This window comes from Tenacibaculum agarivorans (genome assembly GCF_001936575.1).
In the GTDB taxonomy this organism is placed as follows: Bacteria; Bacteroidota; Bacteroidia; order Flavobacteriales; family Flavobacteriaceae; genus Polaribacter; species Polaribacter agarivorans.
Map to the genome: position 1 here is coordinate 1 of NZ_MSMP01000012.1, position 18,215 is coordinate 18,215.

Annotated in this window: 20 protein-coding genes; 6 read left to right on the top strand and 14 right to left on the bottom strand. The window is 29.8% G+C overall.

What is annotated here, in order from left to right:
• Nucleotides 1-11 precede the first annotated feature (11 nt).
• The 4 genes from BVC87_RS10740 to BVC87_RS10755 form a co-directional block, all read right to left on the bottom strand.
• On the bottom strand, nt 12-932 hold the full coding sequence (locus tag BVC87_RS10740; protein WP_075342513.1) for an SDR family NAD(P)-dependent oxidoreductase: 921 nt from the start codon (nt 930-932) through the stop codon (nt 12-14).
• Between the two features lie 4 nt (nt 933-936).
• On the bottom strand, nt 937-1,341 hold the full coding sequence (locus tag BVC87_RS10745) for a DUF4345 domain-containing protein (RefSeq protein ID WP_075342384.1): 405 nt from the start codon (nt 1,339-1,341) through the stop codon (nt 937-939).
• A gap of 80 nt (nt 1,342-1,421) precedes the next feature.
• The gene (locus tag BVC87_RS10750; protein ID WP_083629394.1) at nt 1,422-2,258 is read right to left on the bottom strand and encodes a helix-turn-helix domain-containing protein; all 837 of its coding nucleotides are present in this window, start codon (nt 2,256-2,258) and stop codon (nt 1,422-1,424) included.
• 125 nt (nt 2,259-2,383) lie between these two features.
• Nucleotides 2,384-3,229, bottom strand: a complete 846-nt coding sequence (locus BVC87_RS10755; protein ID WP_075342385.1) for an OmpA/MotB family protein — start codon at nt 3,227-3,229, stop codon at nt 2,384-2,386.
• A 114-nt stretch (nt 3,230-3,343) separates the two neighbouring features.
• Between BVC87_RS10755 and BVC87_RS10760 the strand changes: the two genes are divergently transcribed.
• On the top strand, nt 3,344-4,321 hold the full coding sequence (locus tag BVC87_RS10760; protein ID WP_075342386.1) for an FAD:protein FMN transferase: 978 nt from the start codon (nt 3,344-3,346) through the stop codon (nt 4,319-4,321).
• Here BVC87_RS10760 and BVC87_RS10765 read toward each other — a convergent pair.
• The 6 genes from BVC87_RS10765 to BVC87_RS10790 form a co-directional block, all read right to left on the bottom strand.
• Complete coding sequence (locus tag BVC87_RS10765) at nt 4,318-5,088, bottom strand: class I SAM-dependent methyltransferase (RefSeq protein WP_075342387.1); 771 nt, start codon at nt 5,086-5,088, stop codon at nt 4,318-4,320. The two genes, BVC87_RS10760 and BVC87_RS10765, sit on opposite strands and share 4 nt — an antisense overlap.
• Nucleotides 5,085-5,567, bottom strand: coding sequence for a hypothetical protein (locus tag BVC87_RS10770; RefSeq protein ID WP_075342388.1), 483 nt, complete (start codon nt 5,565-5,567; stop codon nt 5,085-5,087). The genes BVC87_RS10765 and BVC87_RS10770 overlap by 4 nt, the downstream gene beginning before the upstream one ends.
• Nucleotides 5,554-6,840: an AAA family ATPase gene (locus tag BVC87_RS10775; RefSeq protein WP_075342389.1), complete on the bottom strand. Its 1,287-nt coding sequence runs from the start codon at nt 6,838-6,840 to the stop codon at nt 5,554-5,556. Before BVC87_RS10775 ends, BVC87_RS10770 begins: the two co-directional genes overlap by 14 nt.
• Before the next feature lie 37 nt (nt 6,841-6,877).
• Nucleotides 6,878-7,681 carry a type I methionyl aminopeptidase gene (gene map / locus BVC87_RS10780; protein ID WP_075342390.1) on the bottom strand — a complete coding sequence of 268 codons (804 nt, stop codon included), beginning with the start codon at nt 7,679-7,681 and terminating at the stop codon, nt 6,878-6,880.
• A gap of 98 nt (nt 7,682-7,779) precedes the next feature.
• The gene (locus tag BVC87_RS10785; RefSeq protein WP_075342391.1) at nt 7,780-8,307 is read right to left on the bottom strand and encodes a DUF4442 domain-containing protein; all 528 of its coding nucleotides are present in this window, start codon (nt 8,305-8,307) and stop codon (nt 7,780-7,782) included.
• A 2-nt stretch (nt 8,308-8,309) separates the two neighbouring features.
• The gene (locus BVC87_RS10790) at nt 8,310-8,729 is read right to left on the bottom strand and encodes a winged helix-turn-helix transcriptional regulator (RefSeq protein WP_075342392.1); all 420 of its coding nucleotides are present in this window, start codon (nt 8,727-8,729) and stop codon (nt 8,310-8,312) included.
• Nucleotides 8,730-8,789: 60 nt separating this feature from the next.
• On the opposite strand from BVC87_RS10790, the gene BVC87_RS10795 reads away from it, so the two are divergent.
• The gene (locus tag BVC87_RS10795; protein WP_075342393.1) at nt 8,790-9,149 is read left to right on the top strand and encodes a DUF6463 family protein; all 360 of its coding nucleotides are present in this window, start codon (nt 8,790-8,792) and stop codon (nt 9,147-9,149) included.
• A 97-nt stretch (nt 9,150-9,246) separates the two neighbouring features.
• On the opposite strand, the gene gpmI is transcribed toward BVC87_RS10795, so the two are convergent.
• Nucleotides 9,247-10,764: a 2,3-bisphosphoglycerate-independent phosphoglycerate mutase gene (gene gpmI / locus BVC87_RS10800; protein WP_075342394.1), complete on the bottom strand. Its 1,518-nt coding sequence runs from the start codon at nt 10,762-10,764 to the stop codon at nt 9,247-9,249.
• Between the two features lie 47 nt (nt 10,765-10,811).
• The gene (locus BVC87_RS10805; protein WP_075342395.1) at nt 10,812-11,087 is read right to left on the bottom strand and encodes a hypothetical protein; all 276 of its coding nucleotides are present in this window, start codon (nt 11,085-11,087) and stop codon (nt 10,812-10,814) included.
• 193 nt (nt 11,088-11,280) lie between these two features.
• Here BVC87_RS10805 and BVC87_RS10810 point away from each other — a divergent pair, with 193 nt between their 5' ends.
• Nucleotides 11,281-12,129 (top strand): coiled-coil domain-containing protein, encoded by an 849-nt coding sequence (locus BVC87_RS10810; protein ID WP_143569761.1) that lies wholly within the window; start codon nt 11,281-11,283, stop codon nt 12,127-12,129.
• Between the two features lie 333 nt (nt 12,130-12,462).
• On the opposite strand, the gene BVC87_RS10815 is transcribed toward BVC87_RS10810, so the two are convergent.
• A complete protein-coding gene (locus BVC87_RS10815) occupies nt 12,463-13,938 on the bottom strand; it encodes a hypothetical protein (RefSeq protein ID WP_075342397.1) in 1,476 nt (491 codons plus the stop codon).
• Nucleotides 13,939-14,366: 428 nt separating this feature from the next.
• On the opposite strand from BVC87_RS10815, the gene BVC87_RS10820 reads away from it, so the two are divergent.
• Nucleotides 14,367-15,071, top strand: a complete 705-nt coding sequence (locus BVC87_RS10820; protein ID WP_075342398.1) for a hypothetical protein — start codon at nt 14,367-14,369, stop codon at nt 15,069-15,071.
• 127 nt (nt 15,072-15,198) lie between these two features.
• On the opposite strand, the gene BVC87_RS10825 is transcribed toward BVC87_RS10820, so the two are convergent.
• The gene (locus BVC87_RS10825) at nt 15,199-15,981 is read right to left on the bottom strand and encodes a M48 family metalloprotease (RefSeq protein WP_075342399.1); all 783 of its coding nucleotides are present in this window, start codon (nt 15,979-15,981) and stop codon (nt 15,199-15,201) included.
• A gap of 110 nt (nt 15,982-16,091) precedes the next feature.
• Between BVC87_RS10825 and BVC87_RS10830 the strand changes: the two genes are divergently transcribed.
• Nucleotides 16,092-17,849: an aromatic amino acid hydroxylase gene (locus BVC87_RS10830; RefSeq protein WP_075342400.1), complete on the top strand. Its 1,758-nt coding sequence runs from the start codon at nt 16,092-16,094 to the stop codon at nt 17,847-17,849.
• Nucleotides 17,849-18,160: a rhodanese-like domain-containing protein gene (locus tag BVC87_RS10835; protein ID WP_317041732.1), complete on the top strand. Its 312-nt coding sequence runs from the start codon at nt 17,849-17,851 to the stop codon at nt 18,158-18,160. The genes BVC87_RS10830 and BVC87_RS10835 overlap by 1 nt, the downstream gene beginning before the upstream one ends.
• Nucleotides 18,161-18,215 lie beyond the last annotated feature (55 nt).

The window sequence follows — 18,215 nt, forward strand, 5'->3', positions numbered from 1 at the left end:
TGTTATCATTTTTATACAAAACTATGAATTGCTTTATCTGCGTTTGTTTGGAAAGAAGGATTGTCAAAATTTTCCCAGATAGTACTTTGATTAATTACTTTTCCAGTGAGTAAATTTTCTTTACTAGCATAAAATGTTCCACTTTCAAATTCAGGATTATTAATCCCTTCCACAAAACGTTTTGCTCCTTCTTGAACAGAGTGAGATAGTCCCAGTAAAGGCATTATCAATTTCATTCCAATATGCTTAAGAAGTACCCTCTTTACAAAAGGTAAATCATCCATTCCTTGAGTTCCTCTAGTGCCTCCTGGGCTCATACTGATGAATTTGATGTCTGGATTTTTTCTAGCCATACTACTCATCCATAAAGTTCCACCATATTTAATCCATCCATAAACTTGCATAGCATCAAAATTATCCTTGAATTTTGTGCCATTAAAAATTGAAATAAACTCTTCTACTGAGTTACTTTCTAAATTAGGACGTTTCATTCCTGTTTGTTTAACTCCTCTTGCTGCTTCAGAACTCGCAAAAAGAGCAACATTATTTAGCTTTTGGTGTTTTATTAATTCATCAACTAATACCACATGACCTAAAAGATTTCCAGCTGTTATTTCCGTAACACCATCTTTTGTGAGTTTTTCAGGAGTTTTTCCCCCTGTGCCACCAGCATTCATAATTAGAGCATCTATTGATTCAGATAACGTAGAAATTGCTTGTTTTACTGTTGTGAGTTTTGAAATATCCATAATTATGATTTTAAAAATATCTCTTCCCGTAGCTTGTGTCAATTCTTTTTGAGCAGCTTTAGCTTTTTCTAAATTTCTACAAGCTAAGTAAATAAGTTCTGTGTTTTTGTCGAGTGCTAATTGTCTGGCAGTTTCTTTACCAATTCCAGCATTCGCTCCAGTAATCATTATTGAAGTATTCATATCTTTAATTTTCAAGGTATTTATTTTTATTAATTGAGTAGAGTGCTATTCCTATAGTCCCTAAAATGATTTCTAATACAGTGGCTTTTGCCATGCCATCAGAAGGCATTCCGTCTAGGATTATACTGATTATTCTTCCTACACCTAAAGCAATAAACAATAGAGGTATAGCTATAGAGGCAGTTTTTGTGAAAAAAGTTTTTAAAGCCCCTGAAAAAGCTAAAATAGCTGTAGCTATTAATAATATTCCAAAAGAACGGACATCATTTAAAGCGCTAGCATTCCCCGCTATTTCAATACCTTCATTAGCTTTGATTTTTACAGGGTTAAAAGCGGTAAGTGTACCAATAATAGATAGTAATAATCCTGATACGAATAAATAGATTTTTAAGAATTTTAAACTGTTCATAACCTTTGATTTTAGTTCAATACAAAGGTCCAGATGTTTTAAAAGGAAAACTTTTTAGTTTAGGTCAAAGATTGCTCAATTTAGTTCAAACGATATGCAGAAGGCGATTTACCAAAATGCATTTGAAAATTTCGATTAAAAGTCGAAGCGGATTCAAAACCAACATCATAAGCTATTTCTGAAATTCGATTATTACTTGATTTCAACAACTCAGCGGCTTGTTCTAACTTTTTTCTAACTAAATATTTTTTAGGACTTTCTTGAAAAACTTCCTTAAATTTTCTTTTGAAAGAAGATTCGCTTAAATGGGTTAATAATGCAAGTTCTTTAATAGTAAGATTTGCATATAAATTTTGTTGAATTACTTTTTTAAATTCCGTTTGATTTGGTTGAAATAAGGCTGCTAAAAAATCTAATTGAGAAGGAGCATTTTGAGATTTGATAACCAATTGTATGAATTCTTTTAACTTGGTTTTTATAATGCCATCGTCTACGAGTTCTGGATTTTCTAATAAAATAGCAATACTTTGTTTGAAGTTTTCTAACATTAAATCAACCTGTACCTGTTTTACGTTATAATCTACTCTATAATTTGAGGTAGTAACATCTAAGTCAAATAGGTCTTTTACTAATGATGGATATAAAAAAACACCAATGGATTCAATACCGTCTTTACAACTTTCTTTGTTATTGCTAGGCTCAAAAAAATAGTTCAAGCATTTCGCAATCATAGCTGTATTTTTATTAAGGGTAAGATATTTTTCTGGAGTTCTTACGTTAACCTCTCCTTTATTAACAAACATAAAACAAGCTTCTTCTTCAACATAATTTTTTAATGTTCTGTTGAAAAAAGGCATAGATAACTTTATAAAAACAATTCGATCTTTATAGGTAATTACTTTTTCTTCGAATTCCATTATATCATTAAAAATTTTAAATGTTGATAAATGTATATGCTTAGATCTAAAGTACTACTTTTTTCTAAAGCTCATAAAAAAACCACCTTAATTAAGGTGGTTTTTATGATTTTATATGGGGCTATTTATTCTACTTTTTGGTCTAATAAATCAAAGAACTGATTTAAACGTGGTAAAATGATAATTTTTGTACGTCTATTCTTTGCTTTATTTGCTGGAGAATCATTAGGTACTAAAGGAACAAAACTACTTCTACCAGCTGCAATTAAACGCTGAGGAGCAACTTCGTACTTATCTTGTAGTTCTCTAACAATAGCAGTTGATCTTTTTACACTTAAATCCCAGTTATCTTTTACAGCAGCAGTACTCATTGGAGTATCATCAGTATGCCCTTCGATCATTACATCCATTTCAGGCTGAGCGTTAACTACAGTAGCAACTTTTGCTAAAACTTTAGATGCTTTATCAGTTATAGTATAGCTTCCACTTTTGAATAATAATTTATCAGAAATAGAAATAAATACTACTGTTTTTTCAACATTTACTTCGATGTCTTCATCATCAATACCTGCTTGTAATTCTTTCTTTAAGTGAAAAGCAACTACAAGGTTTAAGGAATCCTTTTTAGAAGCGGCAGCTCTAATTTTGTTGATATACTTGTCTTTTTTACTTAATTGTGATAATGTTTCTTTAATGTTGTCATTAGCACCTTTAGTAAGTACAGTCAAGTTTTCAACTTGTTGAATGGTGTTTTCTTTATCTTTTTTTAGCTCATCCACTCTAGATTCTAAATCTTTAGATCTACTTTCGTACTTTTCTTTTTCTACTAAGCACTTTGTTAAGTTTGTTTTTACAGTAGCTAACTCATCTTTAGTTTGTTCATGTTTTGCTTTTAAAGCTTCTAGTTCTTTACTAGAGGCACATGATGCTAATAAGAAAGCTACAGATAGGAATAATGCTATTTTTTTCATCGTAATATTAGTTAGTATAAGTGACAAATTTAAAAAAATGATGTTATTACAGGTTATGTTAACGCTATTTTAGTATAGATTAGTCTATTTTTGTTAAATAATTATAAATTAACTATGCAAAAACAATTGAAGATAGTGCTATTTTTTTTAACAGTAGTGCTATTTAGCTGTCAAACTGAGAAAAAAAAAGAAGAGTACACTAAGTTGCAAGGAAATGTATTCGGAACTACTTATAATATTATTTATAAGAGTACTGTAAACTATCAAGCTCCAATTGATGAAATCTTTGAGGCTTTTAATAATTCGCTATCAACCTATATTCCTAATTCTATTATATCTAAGGTTAATCAGAACGATAGCACAGTTGTAGTTGATGATTATTTTGTGGAAGCTTTTCATAAAGCTAAGAGAATTTATAAAGAAACGGATGGATATTTTGATCCAACAATTGGGAAGTTGATCAATGCTTATGGATTTGGATCGGGAAAAGAAAAAAAGAATTTGACTGCTGAAGAAATTGAAGTGTTGATGAATATTACTGGATTTGAAAAAATTAAATTAAAAGATAGAAAAATCATCAAACAACCTGAAATTGAGTTCAATGTAAACGCTTTTGCTAAAGGTTCAGGTATTGATGTGGTTGGACGCTTTTTAGAAGGAAAAAATATTACCGATTATCTAGTGGAAATTGGTGGAGAAATTAGGGCAAGAGGAAATAGTCCAAGAAATTCATTGTGGAAAGTAGCTATTGACGATCCGAACACGGATGGATCTCGTAGCCAATCTAGAACTATAGAGTTAGACAATCAGTCAATGGCAACTTCAGGTAATTACAGAAAGTTTAAGGTAAATAGTAAGGGAGAAAAAATAGTCCATACTGTGAATCCAAAAACAGGATTAGCACAAGAAAATAACTTATTAAGTGCCTCAGTATTATTGAAAGGAGATTGCGCTGACGTAGACGCTTATGCTACAGCATTTATGGCAATGGGATTAGAGAAAACAAAAAACTTTTTAGAAAGTCATCCAGAACTAAAAGTAGTACTACTTTTTACAAATACTGAGGGTGAAATAAAAGAGTTCTCAAACTAATTTTTAAAGCAAACAGGAAGAATCTCTCCTTGGGCTAATGCATATTTTTTAGCCAATTCAGCTGAGATTTTTTTTGTATAATCTACTTCCTCTACTTTAAAACCAATAGAACGTAGTTTGTTGAAGTAATCTCTTCCATACACACGAACATGATCGTATTGTCCAAAGATTGTTGCTCTTTCTTTTGGATCAGTTATAGAATCGTCTTCAAAAGTAATTTCACGATTTAAATCTTGAGGAATTTGAAATATTCCCCAACCACCAGGTTTTAATACTCTAAAGAGCTCCTGCATAGCTTTAGTGTCATTAGGAATATGCTCTAATACATGATTACAGAAGATCATGTCAAAAGAAGCATTTTCAAAAGGTAAATCACAAATATCTGCTTTAACATCAGCAATAGGCGATTCTAAATCGGAAGTTATATAGTCTAAATTCTTCTGATTTCTGAACTGTTTTAAAAAGCATTGCTCTGGTGCAATATGCAATAGTTTTTTCTTTTCTGTTGAAGTAAAAAAATCTGTTTCATTTTGTAAATACAACCAAAGTAAACGATGTCTTTCTAAAGAAAGAGTAGATGGAGATAGCACATTTTCACGTTGTACTTCATATCCATAAGGCAACATTTTTTTGAATGATTTTCCATCAATAGGATCAGTAAAATTACTTCCCTTCAACCACCAACTCATAAAAGGACGAACTAGATAACTCGCTTTGATTAAAATTGGTCTTGGAATAGTATTTAAAATAGTTTTAAAAAGTTTCATATTTTAAAGACTTTTTTAAATTGATCTTGATTTAAGATAACTAGTTTGATATAGAAATTAGCATATTCTCTTTGAAGTTTTCTTTGAATATTACTAAAATTCATGAGTTGTGTACCTGTAATTTTTTCTTTATTAAAAACTAAGTAGAATTGAATTAGTTGGTTAGGAAAACAGAAGGAGTTTACAACACCTTTTTCTAAAATATAATTAGTTAAACTTATTATAGATTCCGAACATTTCAGTCTGATTTCAATTTCTTTTACCTTATTTCCATTTTTAAATTCAACTAATGAAATTTTATTTTGATTGAATATAATCGTATCCGATGTTTTTATTTCATTGCTAACCTCATCAAAATCATATGAGGTTTTTGCAGAACTAACAAGAGAAGTTTGGGTATCATCATCAAGAGATAATTCTGAATAAGGCTTTCTCGGTATGTTATTAGAAAAGTGTTGCTCTATATCAGTATAACTCATCTCTTATTTCTTGTAATGTATAATAGGCCTCAGAAATAGAATTAAGAGCAATATTTAAGTTGTCATTAATATTGGTAATTGTAGAACTTTCTCCTTTTTTATCTTTTTTTGCAAAATAAAAGTTTGTTTCCTCTTTGTATTCGTGTTTTATAGTGTATGCTTCAATAGCTTCAATAAAATAAGGACTATGAGAAGTTAATACAATAGGAATTGCGAAATCTTTGGATAAACGAACTAAAATTTCAGCAAATTTAACTTGCCATGTTGGGTGTAAATGTACTTCTGGTTCATCAATGATTAATAATGTATTTGAATTCAACGTTCCATTTTCAATGAGTAGTTGAATTGCCCCAAAAGTTTTTAGTCCAGTAGCAACACTATTAAGAGAAAAATTTTGCTCATTTTTAGTAAAAACTAATTCATCATCTGAATTGAATGTAAATTCTCCAGAAATAATATCCTTTATAATTGTATTTAAAAGATTGATTTTCTTTGAGTTATCAGAGAATATGGTTTTTGAACTGTTTTTTTGATTGATTTTATAATTTAAGTAATTGTTTTTATCTCTAAGAGAAGCAAAGTTAAATTCCTTACTTTTTCTTTTTAAAAATAATGGAGATTCTATAAAAATAACGTCCTTAAAAGGGAAGTTTTGTGGTGATTTATTTACGCTTACGCTATTTTCTTCTGTCTTAAAAGCTACATTGTCTATTGAAGTTTCAAATTCAATAGATGCTTTTTTGTTTTTTGAAAATTTGTTGGTAAACTGATTACCTATCTCATTTTTAAAATATTCTGATAATTCAAAATTTAAAAGTTTAATAGAATCTAAATCTATATTTTGATTTTCAGTTATTTCATCTATAGTAGATAAAATGTTATTCTTTATTGAACTGTTTTTAATTACGCTAAGTTCGTTTTTTAATTTATTTAAACTGTTTGTAATTTCATCTACATCGTTACCCTTTCTTAATAGTTTATAACTAGAAAATATACTATCGCTAAATACTTTGGCTAATAATTTAAAATTATCAATATCAGAAGACTCTAATCTTAACATTAAATTTGTTAAATCTTCAAATTTATTACCAATGTATTGAAGTTTAGAGTTGTTGAAACTTTCTTCGAGATTGTTAAAAGATCTAACAATGGCGTATAGTACTTTACCTACGGTACTCTTTCCAGAGTCATTTTCTCCAGTAATCACTGTTATACCATCTAAACTAATGTCAGCAGAAGATAAAATACCTATATTTTGAAGTGAAAGCTTCATTTGGAAATATTAATTAATCTATACGTAAAGATAGTTGTTATTGTCTAAACTCGTTTTCTTCATCGCTCTCAATACCCAAAGCTTCATAAATATATTGGAAAGTAGATAATAACTCAGGTTTTCCGTCTATAATTGCAACATTATGCTCAAAGTGAGCTGAAGGTTTGTTGTCTAAAGTAGTAACAGTCCAACCGTCTTTATGGAATTTTATTTTATGCGTTCCCATATTGGTCATAGGTTCAATGGCTACAACCATACCTTCAACAAACTTTTTCCCTCTTCCTCTACGACCATAGTTTGGCATTTCAGGATCTTCATGCATTTTTTTACCTAGACCATGGCCAACTAATTCACGAACTACACCATAACCGTGTTTTTCTGTAAATTGTTGAATGGCATAACCAACATCACCAACTCTATTTCCTGTTTTAAATTGACGAATACCTACATATAAACTCTCTTTTGTGATATCTAATAACCGTTGAGTTTCAGGAGTAACTTCTCCAACGGCGAAAGTGTACGCATGATCTCCATAATATTCATTTTTTAATGCACCGCAATCAATAGAAATAATATCACCTTCTACTAGTGGAGTGTCATTAGGAATCCCATGTACTACTTGAGTATTTGGACTCATACATAAAGTATTTGGAAAATCATATAAACCTAAAAATCCAGGAATAGCTCCATGATCTCTAATAAACTCTTCTGCAAGCTTGTCAAGATATAAAGTAGTAACACCAGGCTTAACCTCTTTGGCTAACATTCCTAATGTTTTAGAAACTATTAATGCGCTCTCACGCATGATTTCTATTTCTTCTCTAGTTTTAGGTATAATCATGTTTTACAAAATAAACTAAGTGCAAATATACTGCATTCGTAGAAACATTTGGTGTTTAAATTGTGGATGATTCATTCCATATAACATGTAGTGGGGTATTATTTTTTACGAGCTAATTTTCTTTTTTGTTTATAATATTTTTTGTCAGCAATATAAATGGTCTTAATTACTTCGCAGTATGTTGTAGTTGTATTGTAATCTACCAGTTTGGTAGTTTTAGTAATTTCTATTTCATTTTCTCTACTTACTTTTTGTTTAATCTCTTCAATTTCTTCCTTGGTATAGGAAAAGCTTGCGTATAAATTTTCTTTAGCAGGTTTTTTAAAAAATATTTCGGCAGATTTATCCCAAACTACATAATCATCTCCGATAATATTAATTAATTGAACCATTGGAATTGGATCAACAGCAGAAAACATACTACCTCCAAAAATAGAGTTTACATAATTTTTATTTTTATAATTAAGAGGTAGTTTTATCTTAACATTGAATAAATCATCCGAAACGAAGATTACTTTAGCTGTGCTTCTTCTATACATGGGAGATAGATTAAAACCATATTTAAATAACGTTTTTTGAGCAAATATTTTGCCTCCAATTTTTGCGATTTTTTGATAAACTGACATAATTATTTATTTGATTTAAATTGCTGTAAAACTTGTTTTGGGTTTTCTTTATAGGCTTTTATAATTGTTTTTATCTCGTCGGAAAGATATTCGTTGAAATAAGTATAAGACCAACTCATACATTCTGCTATAATAGGAGCTAAGTCTACACCTTTTTGTGTAAGTCTGTAAATAAAAACTTTTTTATTTGTTGGATGATTAGATTTAGTGAGTATACCTAAATCTTCCAATTTTGATAATCTATTAGCTAGCCTTGCGGAAGAAATTTTTTCTTTAGCTAAAGAAAAATCTTTAAATGTTCTCTCTTTATAATATAATAAATCACGAACAATTAGTAAGCTCCATTTGTCTCCAAATAAATCTAGGCCTAAACTTAAAGGGCAGTTAGATCTGAAATTAGATGCTTCTTTTTTTACTTTCATTTGGAAAGTTATTTTATTTTTGCTTTCGAATTGAAAGTAAAAATAAAAAAATAATTTAGAATGAAAAATAGAGTAGGATTTATTGTTTTAATAATAGGTGTTTTGCACGTTTTGCTTGGTGCAATTAAGTTCTTTAGGGTGTTTAAAGAAATGTTTTTTGAGGGTTTGTTCAATTCAGGAACAGGAGCAGATAGAGGTTGGGCTATTTGGTTTTTTACTACAGGAGTAGTGTTTATTATTTTAGGATTAGCCTTTAAATTTATTGAAAAACAGAAATTAAAAATTCCGAAAACAATCGGTTGGATAATTTTTTATTTGGCAATTTTTGGAGGTGTAATAATCCCTAAATCAGGTTTTTGGATATTACTTTTGCCAAGTATTTTAATTATTTTTTCTCATGAAAATAGAGTTAAAAGTTAATTTGTAAAGTCAAAAAAAATCGATGAATAGAAACCTATAATGATAAGTTTCTATTCATCGATTGCTTAATGTTTTTATATTCTTGTCGTTTTTTACTTTAGACTAATGAATTCTGTGTCATTTCTTGAGGCTTTTCAACACCAATTAAATGTAATACTGTAGGAGCTATATCACCTAGAATTCCATTTTTTACTGAAGTTAACTCTTTATCGATTACAATTAAAGGAACAGGATTTGTAGTATGCGCAGTATTAGGAGATCCATCTGCATTCATCATAGTCTCACAATTTCCATGATCAGCAATGAGTAAAGTTGTATATCCGTTTTCTAATGCACTAGTTACAACTTGATTTACACAAGTATCTACGGCTTCACAAGCTTTAACAGCTGCCTCAAAATCTCCAGTATGTCCTACCATATCTCCATTAGCAAAATTTAAACATACAAAGTCCGTTTCTCCTTTTTCTAATTCAGGAATAATAGCGTCTTTAATTTCAAAAGCACTCATTTCAGGTTGAAGATCATATGTAGCTACTTTTGGAGATGGACATAAAATTCTCTTTTCACCATCAAATTCTTTTTCTCTACCTCCAGAAAAGAAGAATGTAACATGCGGATACTTTTCAGTTTCTGCAATTCGAATTTGTTTTTTATTGGCATTAGCTAATACTTCTCCTAAAGTATTTTCGATATTTTTATTGTCGTAAATCACATGAATTCCATCAAAAGTAGCATCATAATTTGTCATAGTCACAAAGTATAATGGTAATTTCTTAAGATTTTGTTCAGGGAAATCTTGTTGATTCAATGCTTGTGTTAACTGTCGTCCTCTATCAGTTCTAAAGTTGAAAAAGATCACAACATCATCTTCTGAAATGGTAGCCTTAGGTTGATTATTTTCATCAACCATAATGATAGGTTTTATAAACTCATCAGTTACATCTTGCGCATAACTTGTTGCAATGCTTTCCGTTGCATTTGTTGAAGTTGTTCCTTCACCATTAACAATAGCATTGTAAGCTAAAGCAACGCGTTCCCAACGATTATCTCTATCCATGGCATAATAGCGCCCTGTAATAGAAGCTAAAGAACCCGTAGATTCAGCCATGTACTTTTCAATATCTTCAATAAAACCCTTACCAGATTTAGGATCAGTATCTCTTCCGTCAGTAAAAGCATGTAAGTAGATGTTGTCTAAACCAAATTCATCAGCTGATTTTAGTAATCCTTTTACATGATCAATGTGAGAATGGATTCCTCCATCAGAAATTAAGCCTAACAAATGAACATTTTTGTTATTCTCTTTAGCATATTTAAAAGCCTTAACCAATTCTTCTTCGTTAGCTAAGGTGTTTTCTTTAACAGCTTTATTAATCTTGGCTAAATTTTGGTACACAATTCTACCTGCGCCTAAGTTAATATGTCCTACTTCAGAATTTCCCATTTGTCCTTCTGGAAGTCCAACAAATTCACCGTCTGTTCGTAATTCAGAATGAGGAAACTTCTCATATAAAGAATCAATAAAAGAGGTATTGGCTTTATCTACAGCTGAAATTTCTGGATTAGGAGATATTCCCCAACCATCCAAAATCATTAAAATAACTTTCTTGTTCATTTGGTAACGTTTGATACGTAAAAGTACTAAAGATTTAGAATCTGTACCTAAAATTTAACGAAACCGATTGCGAGTAAGGCGATTAAAGAAAAGGTAACGATCACAGATAGGTGTACTAACAATTTCTTCTGGTTTTCTTTACGAATTCTATTTCGAATTTGTTCAAGTTGTTTTGGTGTAGCTTCTTTTGTGAAGTGCAACTGATTTGAAATTTTATGACCTAAATATCCGCGTTCTTTTAGTTTTTTAATAGCACTTTTACGAGATCGTTTATTGTTTTTTAGACTAGTAATCATAGCTGATACAGCTCCTCCATATCCCATAGCAAAATAATTTAATGTTTACTTATTTGTAGCTAAATATATTGAAATGTTACATCATCAGTAAACATAGGTAATATCTTTTGGTCGTTATTATTAGTAAATTTGCAGCCTTAAAAACAGATTGTTAGTGACTTTTTGGGTCAAAATGGATCTAACATGATATAATGTTGAATTTTTATAATATAGATATAGCATGAAGGTACTAAAAACTGTAATCCTTTTCGTAGTTTTTATGGGGTTACATATTCAAACTGCTTTTACTCAAAATATTTCTAGAGAAGATAAAAGAACGATAAAAAGTAAGGAACAAGAAATTCGTGTAAATGAAGAAATTTTACTTAGTGGAGTAGAAGGTCTAGAAAGAATTAAATCTCGATTAGCTAAGGATAAACAAAAAGGAAGGGCTTCTAAAGAAGAAATTGCTAGAAAAGAAAATATTATTCTAAATGTAGAAAGAAGACTGAGTAAATTAGATCAGAAAATTATAGGGCAAAAGAAAGAACTTAAAGAGTTTAAAGCGTCTGTATATGGAGTAAAAGAAGAAGTACAAAGTTCTGAATCAATAAAAGAGGTTGTAAAAGTAGCAAGAATAGAAAAAAGGAATGCTGATGACTTAATGAAAAGAGAAGAAGAATTAGAACAAGCTAGACAAAAATTAGAACAAGAGATTCAAGAAAGTAAAGAGGCTTATAACAAACAATTAGAAGCACTTCGTATAAAGAACGAAAAATTGGCGCAGCTTGATAACAAGCTGAAAGCGGAACAACAGGCTATTGATGACAAAATATCTGAAGAGAAAAGAATAAAAATGATGGAGTATGAAGATGATATTAGTGTAAATGAAGAAATGTTAACAAGTGGAAGAGAAGGAGTACAAAAGAAGAAAACAGAATTAGAAACAGCAAAAAAAGAAGGTAAGTTAACAGAAGAGGATATTGCTAGAAAAGAATCGATAATCAATAGAATAGAGAAAAGGTTGAATACATTAGAAAGTGAAATCAAATCTAAGAAGGAAGAATTACAAAAATTAAAAGAATCTTAAGATTACTTTAGATTCATAAGAAGTGATGTTTTATAGCATCGCTTTTTTTATGTGGTATATTAAAATAATAAAGAGTGAAGCTTATTAACTTCACTCTTCGTTAGGAAAACTTACATAGTTATCTAAAATCAACTAAGTCTTGTAATAAGTCAGTTGTATTTTCAAAGATGCACTCTATTTTAAGTTTTATAAAAAAACTTTTTACATGTATATTTTCCTTTTTTTATGGTTTAAATAAATACTTCTAGGTTTAGTGTACTGATTTTTAGTGTCTTAACTAGTATTTTGGTTGTGTTAAATTTTTTAAGTAAAGAAAATTAAGTGGTTGATTATTTATGTTTTAGACTCGATCCAATCTAAAATTCCAATTTTTTTATCCAATATTGAGTCAGCAGTAACTTCAATCTTAGTTTTCATTTTATTATGTAGTTCTTTAAACAATAAATATTTTTCAGAGTCTGATAAATAAGGTTTTATTTTTTGTAATCCATTTAAAAAAGTACGTTCTAGATTAAATAAACGTTCGTTATTTTTTAAGAAATATTTACTCGTGCTTATGAGGTGTGAAATAAGTTGAAAATCTCCCAAATCGTGTTGAATCATTACTCTTAATATATTACCACAAGACATGATTAAAGAAGTAGGATTCGTTTTTTCATCAGTTAATATTTTACAATAATAATTAGCTTCTTTTAAATCTCCATTAATAAAATACATTCGAGCGATACATAAAAGGATCTCTATTCTAAAATTAGGACTAATCATAGTTTTATGATCTTTATAAGTAATTAGAATATAATTCACAATTTCAGAAAATCGTGTAAAATCTTTTTTGATCCATAGGTAATTTAAAACTAAGCAATTGTTTGCTTGAGTTATGAAGGCATCATTAAAACTACTGAATTTATGCTTGTTTTTTTTAATAAGATCTTCTATGATAGGATGTATTCTTTCAAAAGGTTCAGTCTCCATTAAATTCATACTAGAATCTAAGTAGTTGTTTAGCGCCTTAAATTTTAAAACAAAATCATCTCTATATATTGATTTATTTTCATTTAAATGCCTGTAAGCTAGCATGGAATATTTTTTCACCTCATGAAAATCATTATTTCCAAGATGGATTAATGATTTTGCCCTGTAATAATAATACACAGCTAACACAGATTTTGCGTCATTAACATCTTGTAATAAAGGATGAGTGTTAAAGTTCAATAAAACAATACTATCCTCAACTCTCTTATCTAAAAATTGATAATGTAATTCAGCTATTTGTTCTGAAAGAACTTTGTAAGAATTTAGGTTTTGTGCCAGAGAGATATACTCTTTAAGTTCATCTATTCCTTCATTAAAACTATTTTCTCCTTTTTCATAGTTGAAAAAACGATGTTCTATAGCTTTTCTTTGAATTTTACAGCATAAATCGAAATCACATTGTTCGTAAGCTATCTTTTTAATTTTATTGAGTTTTCTTTTTGCTTTAATGTATAATGCATTTTCTAGAAGGATTTCTAATTCAATAAGTTCATTAAACAGATTTATTTCAGAAAACTGATGCTCAGAAATTTTTAAGTGATGAATTAAATCTTGAAAAAGTTCAAATTTTGTAGAATTAAATCGTTTAGAATCAAGGTTGTTTTTTTTTATAAAGTTATTTTTATTGAAGTCTGCATTTTTTCTAGTTACTTCAAGCAGTTTTAATTTAAACTGATCTGAATTATTTGCAATTAGTTTTCTTCTAAATGCATTATATATTTTAGAGCTCAATCCAGTTACCAAAATAGGTAAATCTTCTTCCTCAGTTTTAGTCATGATAGAATAAAATACATAAAGAGGCTACTATTTTCTTTATGTAGTAGCTTGATTTATAGGTGATACATAGTGAACGGTATAAATGTTAAAAAATTATCTATTGATATATTCAGTTTTTAAGACAATTATCTGTGATTTTGTAAAAAATGATTGAGTTAATTTTTTTTATTACCTTTATATCAGAGTTAATTGTCTTGTTTCTAATGATCTACAGGTGCTAAGTGTAGCATGTCATTAGTTTTTCTTCCCCCACGTAAAGGATAATAATTCTACTTCCCCCAACAATTAGTTTATTCTTTCCCCCAAGTGATAAATAGGAATGATTGGTCAGTATTTATAGTTTTTATAAATAGGTTACCAATCTAAAAACTAGTTGTCTAAAAACACATATCAAATTATAAGTATGTAAACGTTAAATGTTTTATCAAATGAAAGTATTTAGAATTGCTATTTTTTTAATAATAGTGTTAAACCAAGGGGGGTATTCTCAGAGTACCAGTCAATCTATTCAAGAACAAGAGGCAGAAATTAAAACTAATTTAGAGGAATTAGTCAAGGGCTTCGAAAATTTACAAAATATTACAGATCAATTAAATGAAGAGAAGGAGAAAGGGATAATATCTTTAGAAGAAATAAATAGAAGAGAAGCAAAAATTGAAACTCTTGAAAATAAGTTAATAAGGTTGGATAATAGTATTACAAAAAAGAAAGAAAATCTAAAGAAATTAAAAACTTCACCTCAAGCAATTGCTGGGATAAAAGAAATTACAGAACAAAAAAATGACGTAGAAGTTGTTGCTGTGAATCATAAAAAGAATTCTACACATAAAGAGGGAAATGTTGTTGTTGCTTCATCAACAAGAACAAATAAAAGATTACGCAACCATATTAAAATAAAAAAGGAATCAAGTGGTTTGATGAAAAAAATTAAATTGAATCAAAGGATTCTTTCTATTGGAAAATTAGAATTAAAGAATAAAAAGGAAAAGATGAAGAAAGCAATGGATTCAGGGAATCTAAGTTCCAGTATTTCTCAAATGGCGAAAGAAATTAAGAAATCAGAAAACTGGTTACATAAAATTGAGATTGAGAATAAGAAGCTAAAACAAAGATTGAAAAATATCAAATCTTAAATATCAATATAAAATTAGAAGAAAATATCTTATCAAAATAAATGAAGTAATCTTATAATTTTAAATGTTACGAATTATTAAGATTTCTTCAGAATTGTAATTTTGTAGGATAAAAATTGGAGTCAAACTATCGGGAATACTTCCTAATAGCTTCTTTTATTTTTAAAATTCTATTTTTTGGATCAGGATGTGTGCTTTGAAATTCTGGTACTCTGTTGGGGCCAGCTGCAGCTTTAAGAATTTCCATAACATTAATTAAGTAACGTGGGTCATAACCAGAATCAATCATTAATTTCACGCCAATTTCATCGCTTTCAAGCTCGTCTTCCCTACCATTTTTAAGTAGTGTGTTTTGTCCAATACTATTTGCTAAATTTCCCATATCAGCACCAACAGAAGCTCCCATGGTTATTAATTTCCAAAAATTAGCTTCGCTAATGCGTTCGTTAGAATGTTTTCCTAAAACATGTCCTATTTCATGACCCAATACACCAGCCACCATGTCTTCATTAATTCTACCAGCATTATCTACAAGTCTGCCAAATAATGCATAAGTGATAAAGATTTGGCCTCCAGGTAACGCAAAAGCGTTAATAGCTCTATCGTCTCTTAATAAATGAAACTCGTATTTATAGGCAGATCGTTTTGCTATAGAATTATCTACTAATTTCTGACCAATTCTATCAATGTATGTTTGGTATTCATTGTTAGGGTATAAGCCGCCATGTTGATTAGCCATGGCAGGTGCTTGTTGTATGCCAATAGCGATTTCTTGATCGGGACTTAAACTTATAGTTTGTATTTTACCGGTATAAGGGTTTTCCTGTCGTTGACTACATTTTCTTAAATAGGCAAAAGCTACTATAACAAGACCAATCAATAAACGGAATTTTAATCCTCCTCTCCTCATTTTCTTTGATTTTTTGTGTTATGTATAAAGATACAAAATTTGAATATTTTCAGGCTATTAATTACGAAATCAGTATTTTTATATGCTGATTAAAACAAGATTTTAAACTTATGACAAGTCACTTTGAGTTAAATGAAGTAACTAAAAAATTGCCTAAACATTTACATAAGTTTGTGGTAAAACAACCTTATGATGAATATACTGCCCAAAACCAAGCTGTTTGGCGTTATGTAATGCGAATGAATGTAGATTATTTAGGTAAGGTTGCTCATGAATCTTATTTAAATGGATTAGACAAAACAGGAATTTCTATAGATACTATTCCAAGAATGGCAGGTATGAATAGAATATTAAAAGAAATAGGTTGGGCAGCTGTGTCTGTTGATGGGTTTATTCCGCCTAATGCTTTTATGGAATTCCAAGCATACAATGTTTTGGTAATAGCTTCTGATATGAGAACTATAGATCATATCAAATATACACCTGCACCAGATATTATTCATGAAGCTGCAGGACATGCCCCTATTATAGCGAATCCAGAATATGCAGAATATTTAAGACGTTTTGGAGAAATAGGAGCAAAAGCAATTTCTTCCTCAAGAGATTATGAAATGTACGAAGCTATTCGATTGCTTTCTATTTTAAAAGAAAATCCAAACTCATCTCAAAAAGAAATTAAAGAAGCACAAGAAAAGGTTGAGTGGTTACAGAATAATATGGGAGAGTTATCAGAAATGGCTCAAATTCGAAATTTACACTGGTGGACAGTAGAATATGGCCTAATAGGAACTGTTGAAAACCCTAAAATCTATGGAGCAGGTTTACTTTCTTCTATAGGAGAAAGCAAGTGGTGTATGCAAGATGCAGTTAAAAAACTCCCATATACTTTAGAAGCATCTAATGTTTCTTTTGATATTACAAAACCACAACCACAGTTGTTTGTTACACCTGACTTTGCATATTTAAGTTTAGTGTTGGAGCAGTATGCAAATACGATGGGAATAAGAAAAGGTGGTTTAAGTGGAATCACTAAATTAATAGATTCTAAAAATTTAGGAACTATAGAATTGAGTACTGGAATTCAAGTTTCCGGAGTTTTCACAAATGTCATAGTAGACACAAATAATAAACCTATCTATATTCAAACTACAGGTGGAACTGCTTTAGCCAATAGAGACAAAGAATTAATTGGTCATGGAACGCATTACCATGCTGAAGGTTTTGGAAGCCCAATAGGTAAATTGAAAGGGATCAATATTGCTATTGAAAATATGAGCCCTAGAGATTTAGAGGCTTATGGTATTTATGAAGGTAAAACAGTAAGTTTAGAATTTGAAGGAGGCGTTAAAGTAGAGGGAGAAGTGATCACTGGAACTAGAGATTTGAGGGGAAGAATTCAATTAATTTCATTTAAAAACTGTACAGTTACGCATTTTGATACGATTCTTTTTCATCCAGATTGGGGAATTTATGATATGGCTGTAGGAGTAGAGATAATTTCAGCTTATGCAGGTCCTGCAGATGTAAATTCTTTTGAAGATCTAGGAAAAGTATCCGAAACCAAAACACACAAAATAAATTATTCTACTTCTGATAGAGAATTGTATGGTTTGTATGAGGAAGTACGACAAATGAGAGTAGGAAATACTATTTCTGAAGCTAAAATTTTAGGGATATTTCATATACTAGAAGAACAATTTAATGAAGATTGGTTATTGGCATTAGAATTGTATGAATTAGCTGTGGAAAAAAATTATGATGTTCAAAAATCAATTAAAGACTATCTAGAGGCATTAAAAGTTAATGAAGGGTATGCAACATTAATAGAAGATGGATTATCTTTACTTCTTGATGAACACGTAGTGTAATGATGAAATTATTTAATTTATTTAGAAAGAAAAATATGGCAAACGAAATTCAAGAGTACTTAGAAAAAGGTGCAGTTGTATTAGATGTAAGAACTTTAGCAGAATGGAATGAAGGACATAGTGAAGGAGCTAAGCACATTATTTTAGATACGATTCCTGATCATGTAGAAGAAATTAAATCATGGGATAAACCAGTGATTGCAGTATGTAGAAGTGGAGCGAGAAGTGGAAGAGCAACAGAGTTTTTACAAGGTCAAGGAATAGATATAATCAACGGTGGACCTTGGGGAGACGTTGATCAATATTTATAAAAATAAGAACAATATTTTACAGTTTAATGACGACTAATTTTGTCATTAAACTGTT

Coding starts and splice junctions, on each gene's coding strand:
- BVC87_RS10740 (WP_075342513.1), bottom strand. CDS start 932: ATGAATACTTCAATAATGATTACTGGAGCGAATGCTGGAATTGGTAAA.
- BVC87_RS10745 (WP_075342384.1), bottom strand. CDS start 1,341: ATGAACAGTTTAAAATTCTTAAAAATCTATTTATTCGTATCAGGATTA.
- BVC87_RS10750 (WP_083629394.1), bottom strand. CDS start 2,258: ATGGAATTCGAAGAAAAAGTAATTACCTATAAAGATCGAATTGTTTTT.
- BVC87_RS10755 (WP_075342385.1), bottom strand. CDS start 3,229: ATGAAAAAAATAGCATTATTCCTATCTGTAGCTTTCTTATTAGCATCA.
- BVC87_RS10760 (WP_075342386.1), top strand. CDS start 3,344: ATGCAAAAACAATTGAAGATAGTGCTATTTTTTTTAACAGTAGTGCTA.
- BVC87_RS10765 (WP_075342387.1), bottom strand. CDS start 5,088: ATGAAACTTTTTAAAACTATTTTAAATACTATTCCAAGACCAATTTTA.
- BVC87_RS10770 (WP_075342388.1), bottom strand. CDS start 5,567: ATGAGTTATACTGATATAGAGCAACACTTTTCTAATAACATACCGAGA.
- BVC87_RS10775 (WP_075342389.1), bottom strand. CDS start 6,840: ATGAAGCTTTCACTTCAAAATATAGGTATTTTATCTTCTGCTGACATT.
- map (WP_075342390.1), bottom strand. CDS start 7,681: ATGATTATACCTAAAACTAGAGAAGAAATAGAAATCATGCGTGAGAGC.
- BVC87_RS10785 (WP_075342391.1), bottom strand. CDS start 8,307: ATGTCAGTTTATCAAAAAATCGCAAAAATTGGAGGCAAAATATTTGCT.
- BVC87_RS10790 (WP_075342392.1), bottom strand. CDS start 8,729: ATGAAAGTAAAAAAAGAAGCATCTAATTTCAGATCTAACTGCCCTTTA.
- BVC87_RS10795 (WP_075342393.1), top strand. CDS start 8,790: ATGAAAAATAGAGTAGGATTTATTGTTTTAATAATAGGTGTTTTGCAC.
- gpmI (WP_075342394.1), bottom strand. CDS start 10,764: ATGAACAAGAAAGTTATTTTAATGATTTTGGATGGTTGGGGAATATCT.
- BVC87_RS10805 (WP_075342395.1), bottom strand. CDS start 11,087: ATGGGATATGGAGGAGCTGTATCAGCTATGATTACTAGTCTAAAAAAC.
- BVC87_RS10810 (WP_143569761.1), top strand. CDS start 11,281: ATGAAGGTACTAAAAACTGTAATCCTTTTCGTAGTTTTTATGGGGTTA.
- BVC87_RS10815 (WP_075342397.1), bottom strand. CDS start 13,938: ATGACTAAAACTGAGGAAGAAGATTTACCTATTTTGGTAACTGGATTG.
- BVC87_RS10820 (WP_075342398.1), top strand. CDS start 14,367: ATGAAAGTATTTAGAATTGCTATTTTTTTAATAATAGTGTTAAACCAA.
- BVC87_RS10825 (WP_075342399.1), bottom strand. CDS start 15,981: ATGAGGAGAGGAGGATTAAAATTCCGTTTATTGATTGGTCTTGTTATA.
- BVC87_RS10830 (WP_075342400.1), top strand. CDS start 16,092: ATGACAAGTCACTTTGAGTTAAATGAAGTAACTAAAAAATTGCCTAAA.
- BVC87_RS10835 (WP_317041732.1), top strand. CDS start 17,849: ATGATGAAATTATTTAATTTATTTAGAAAGAAAAATATGGCAAACGAA.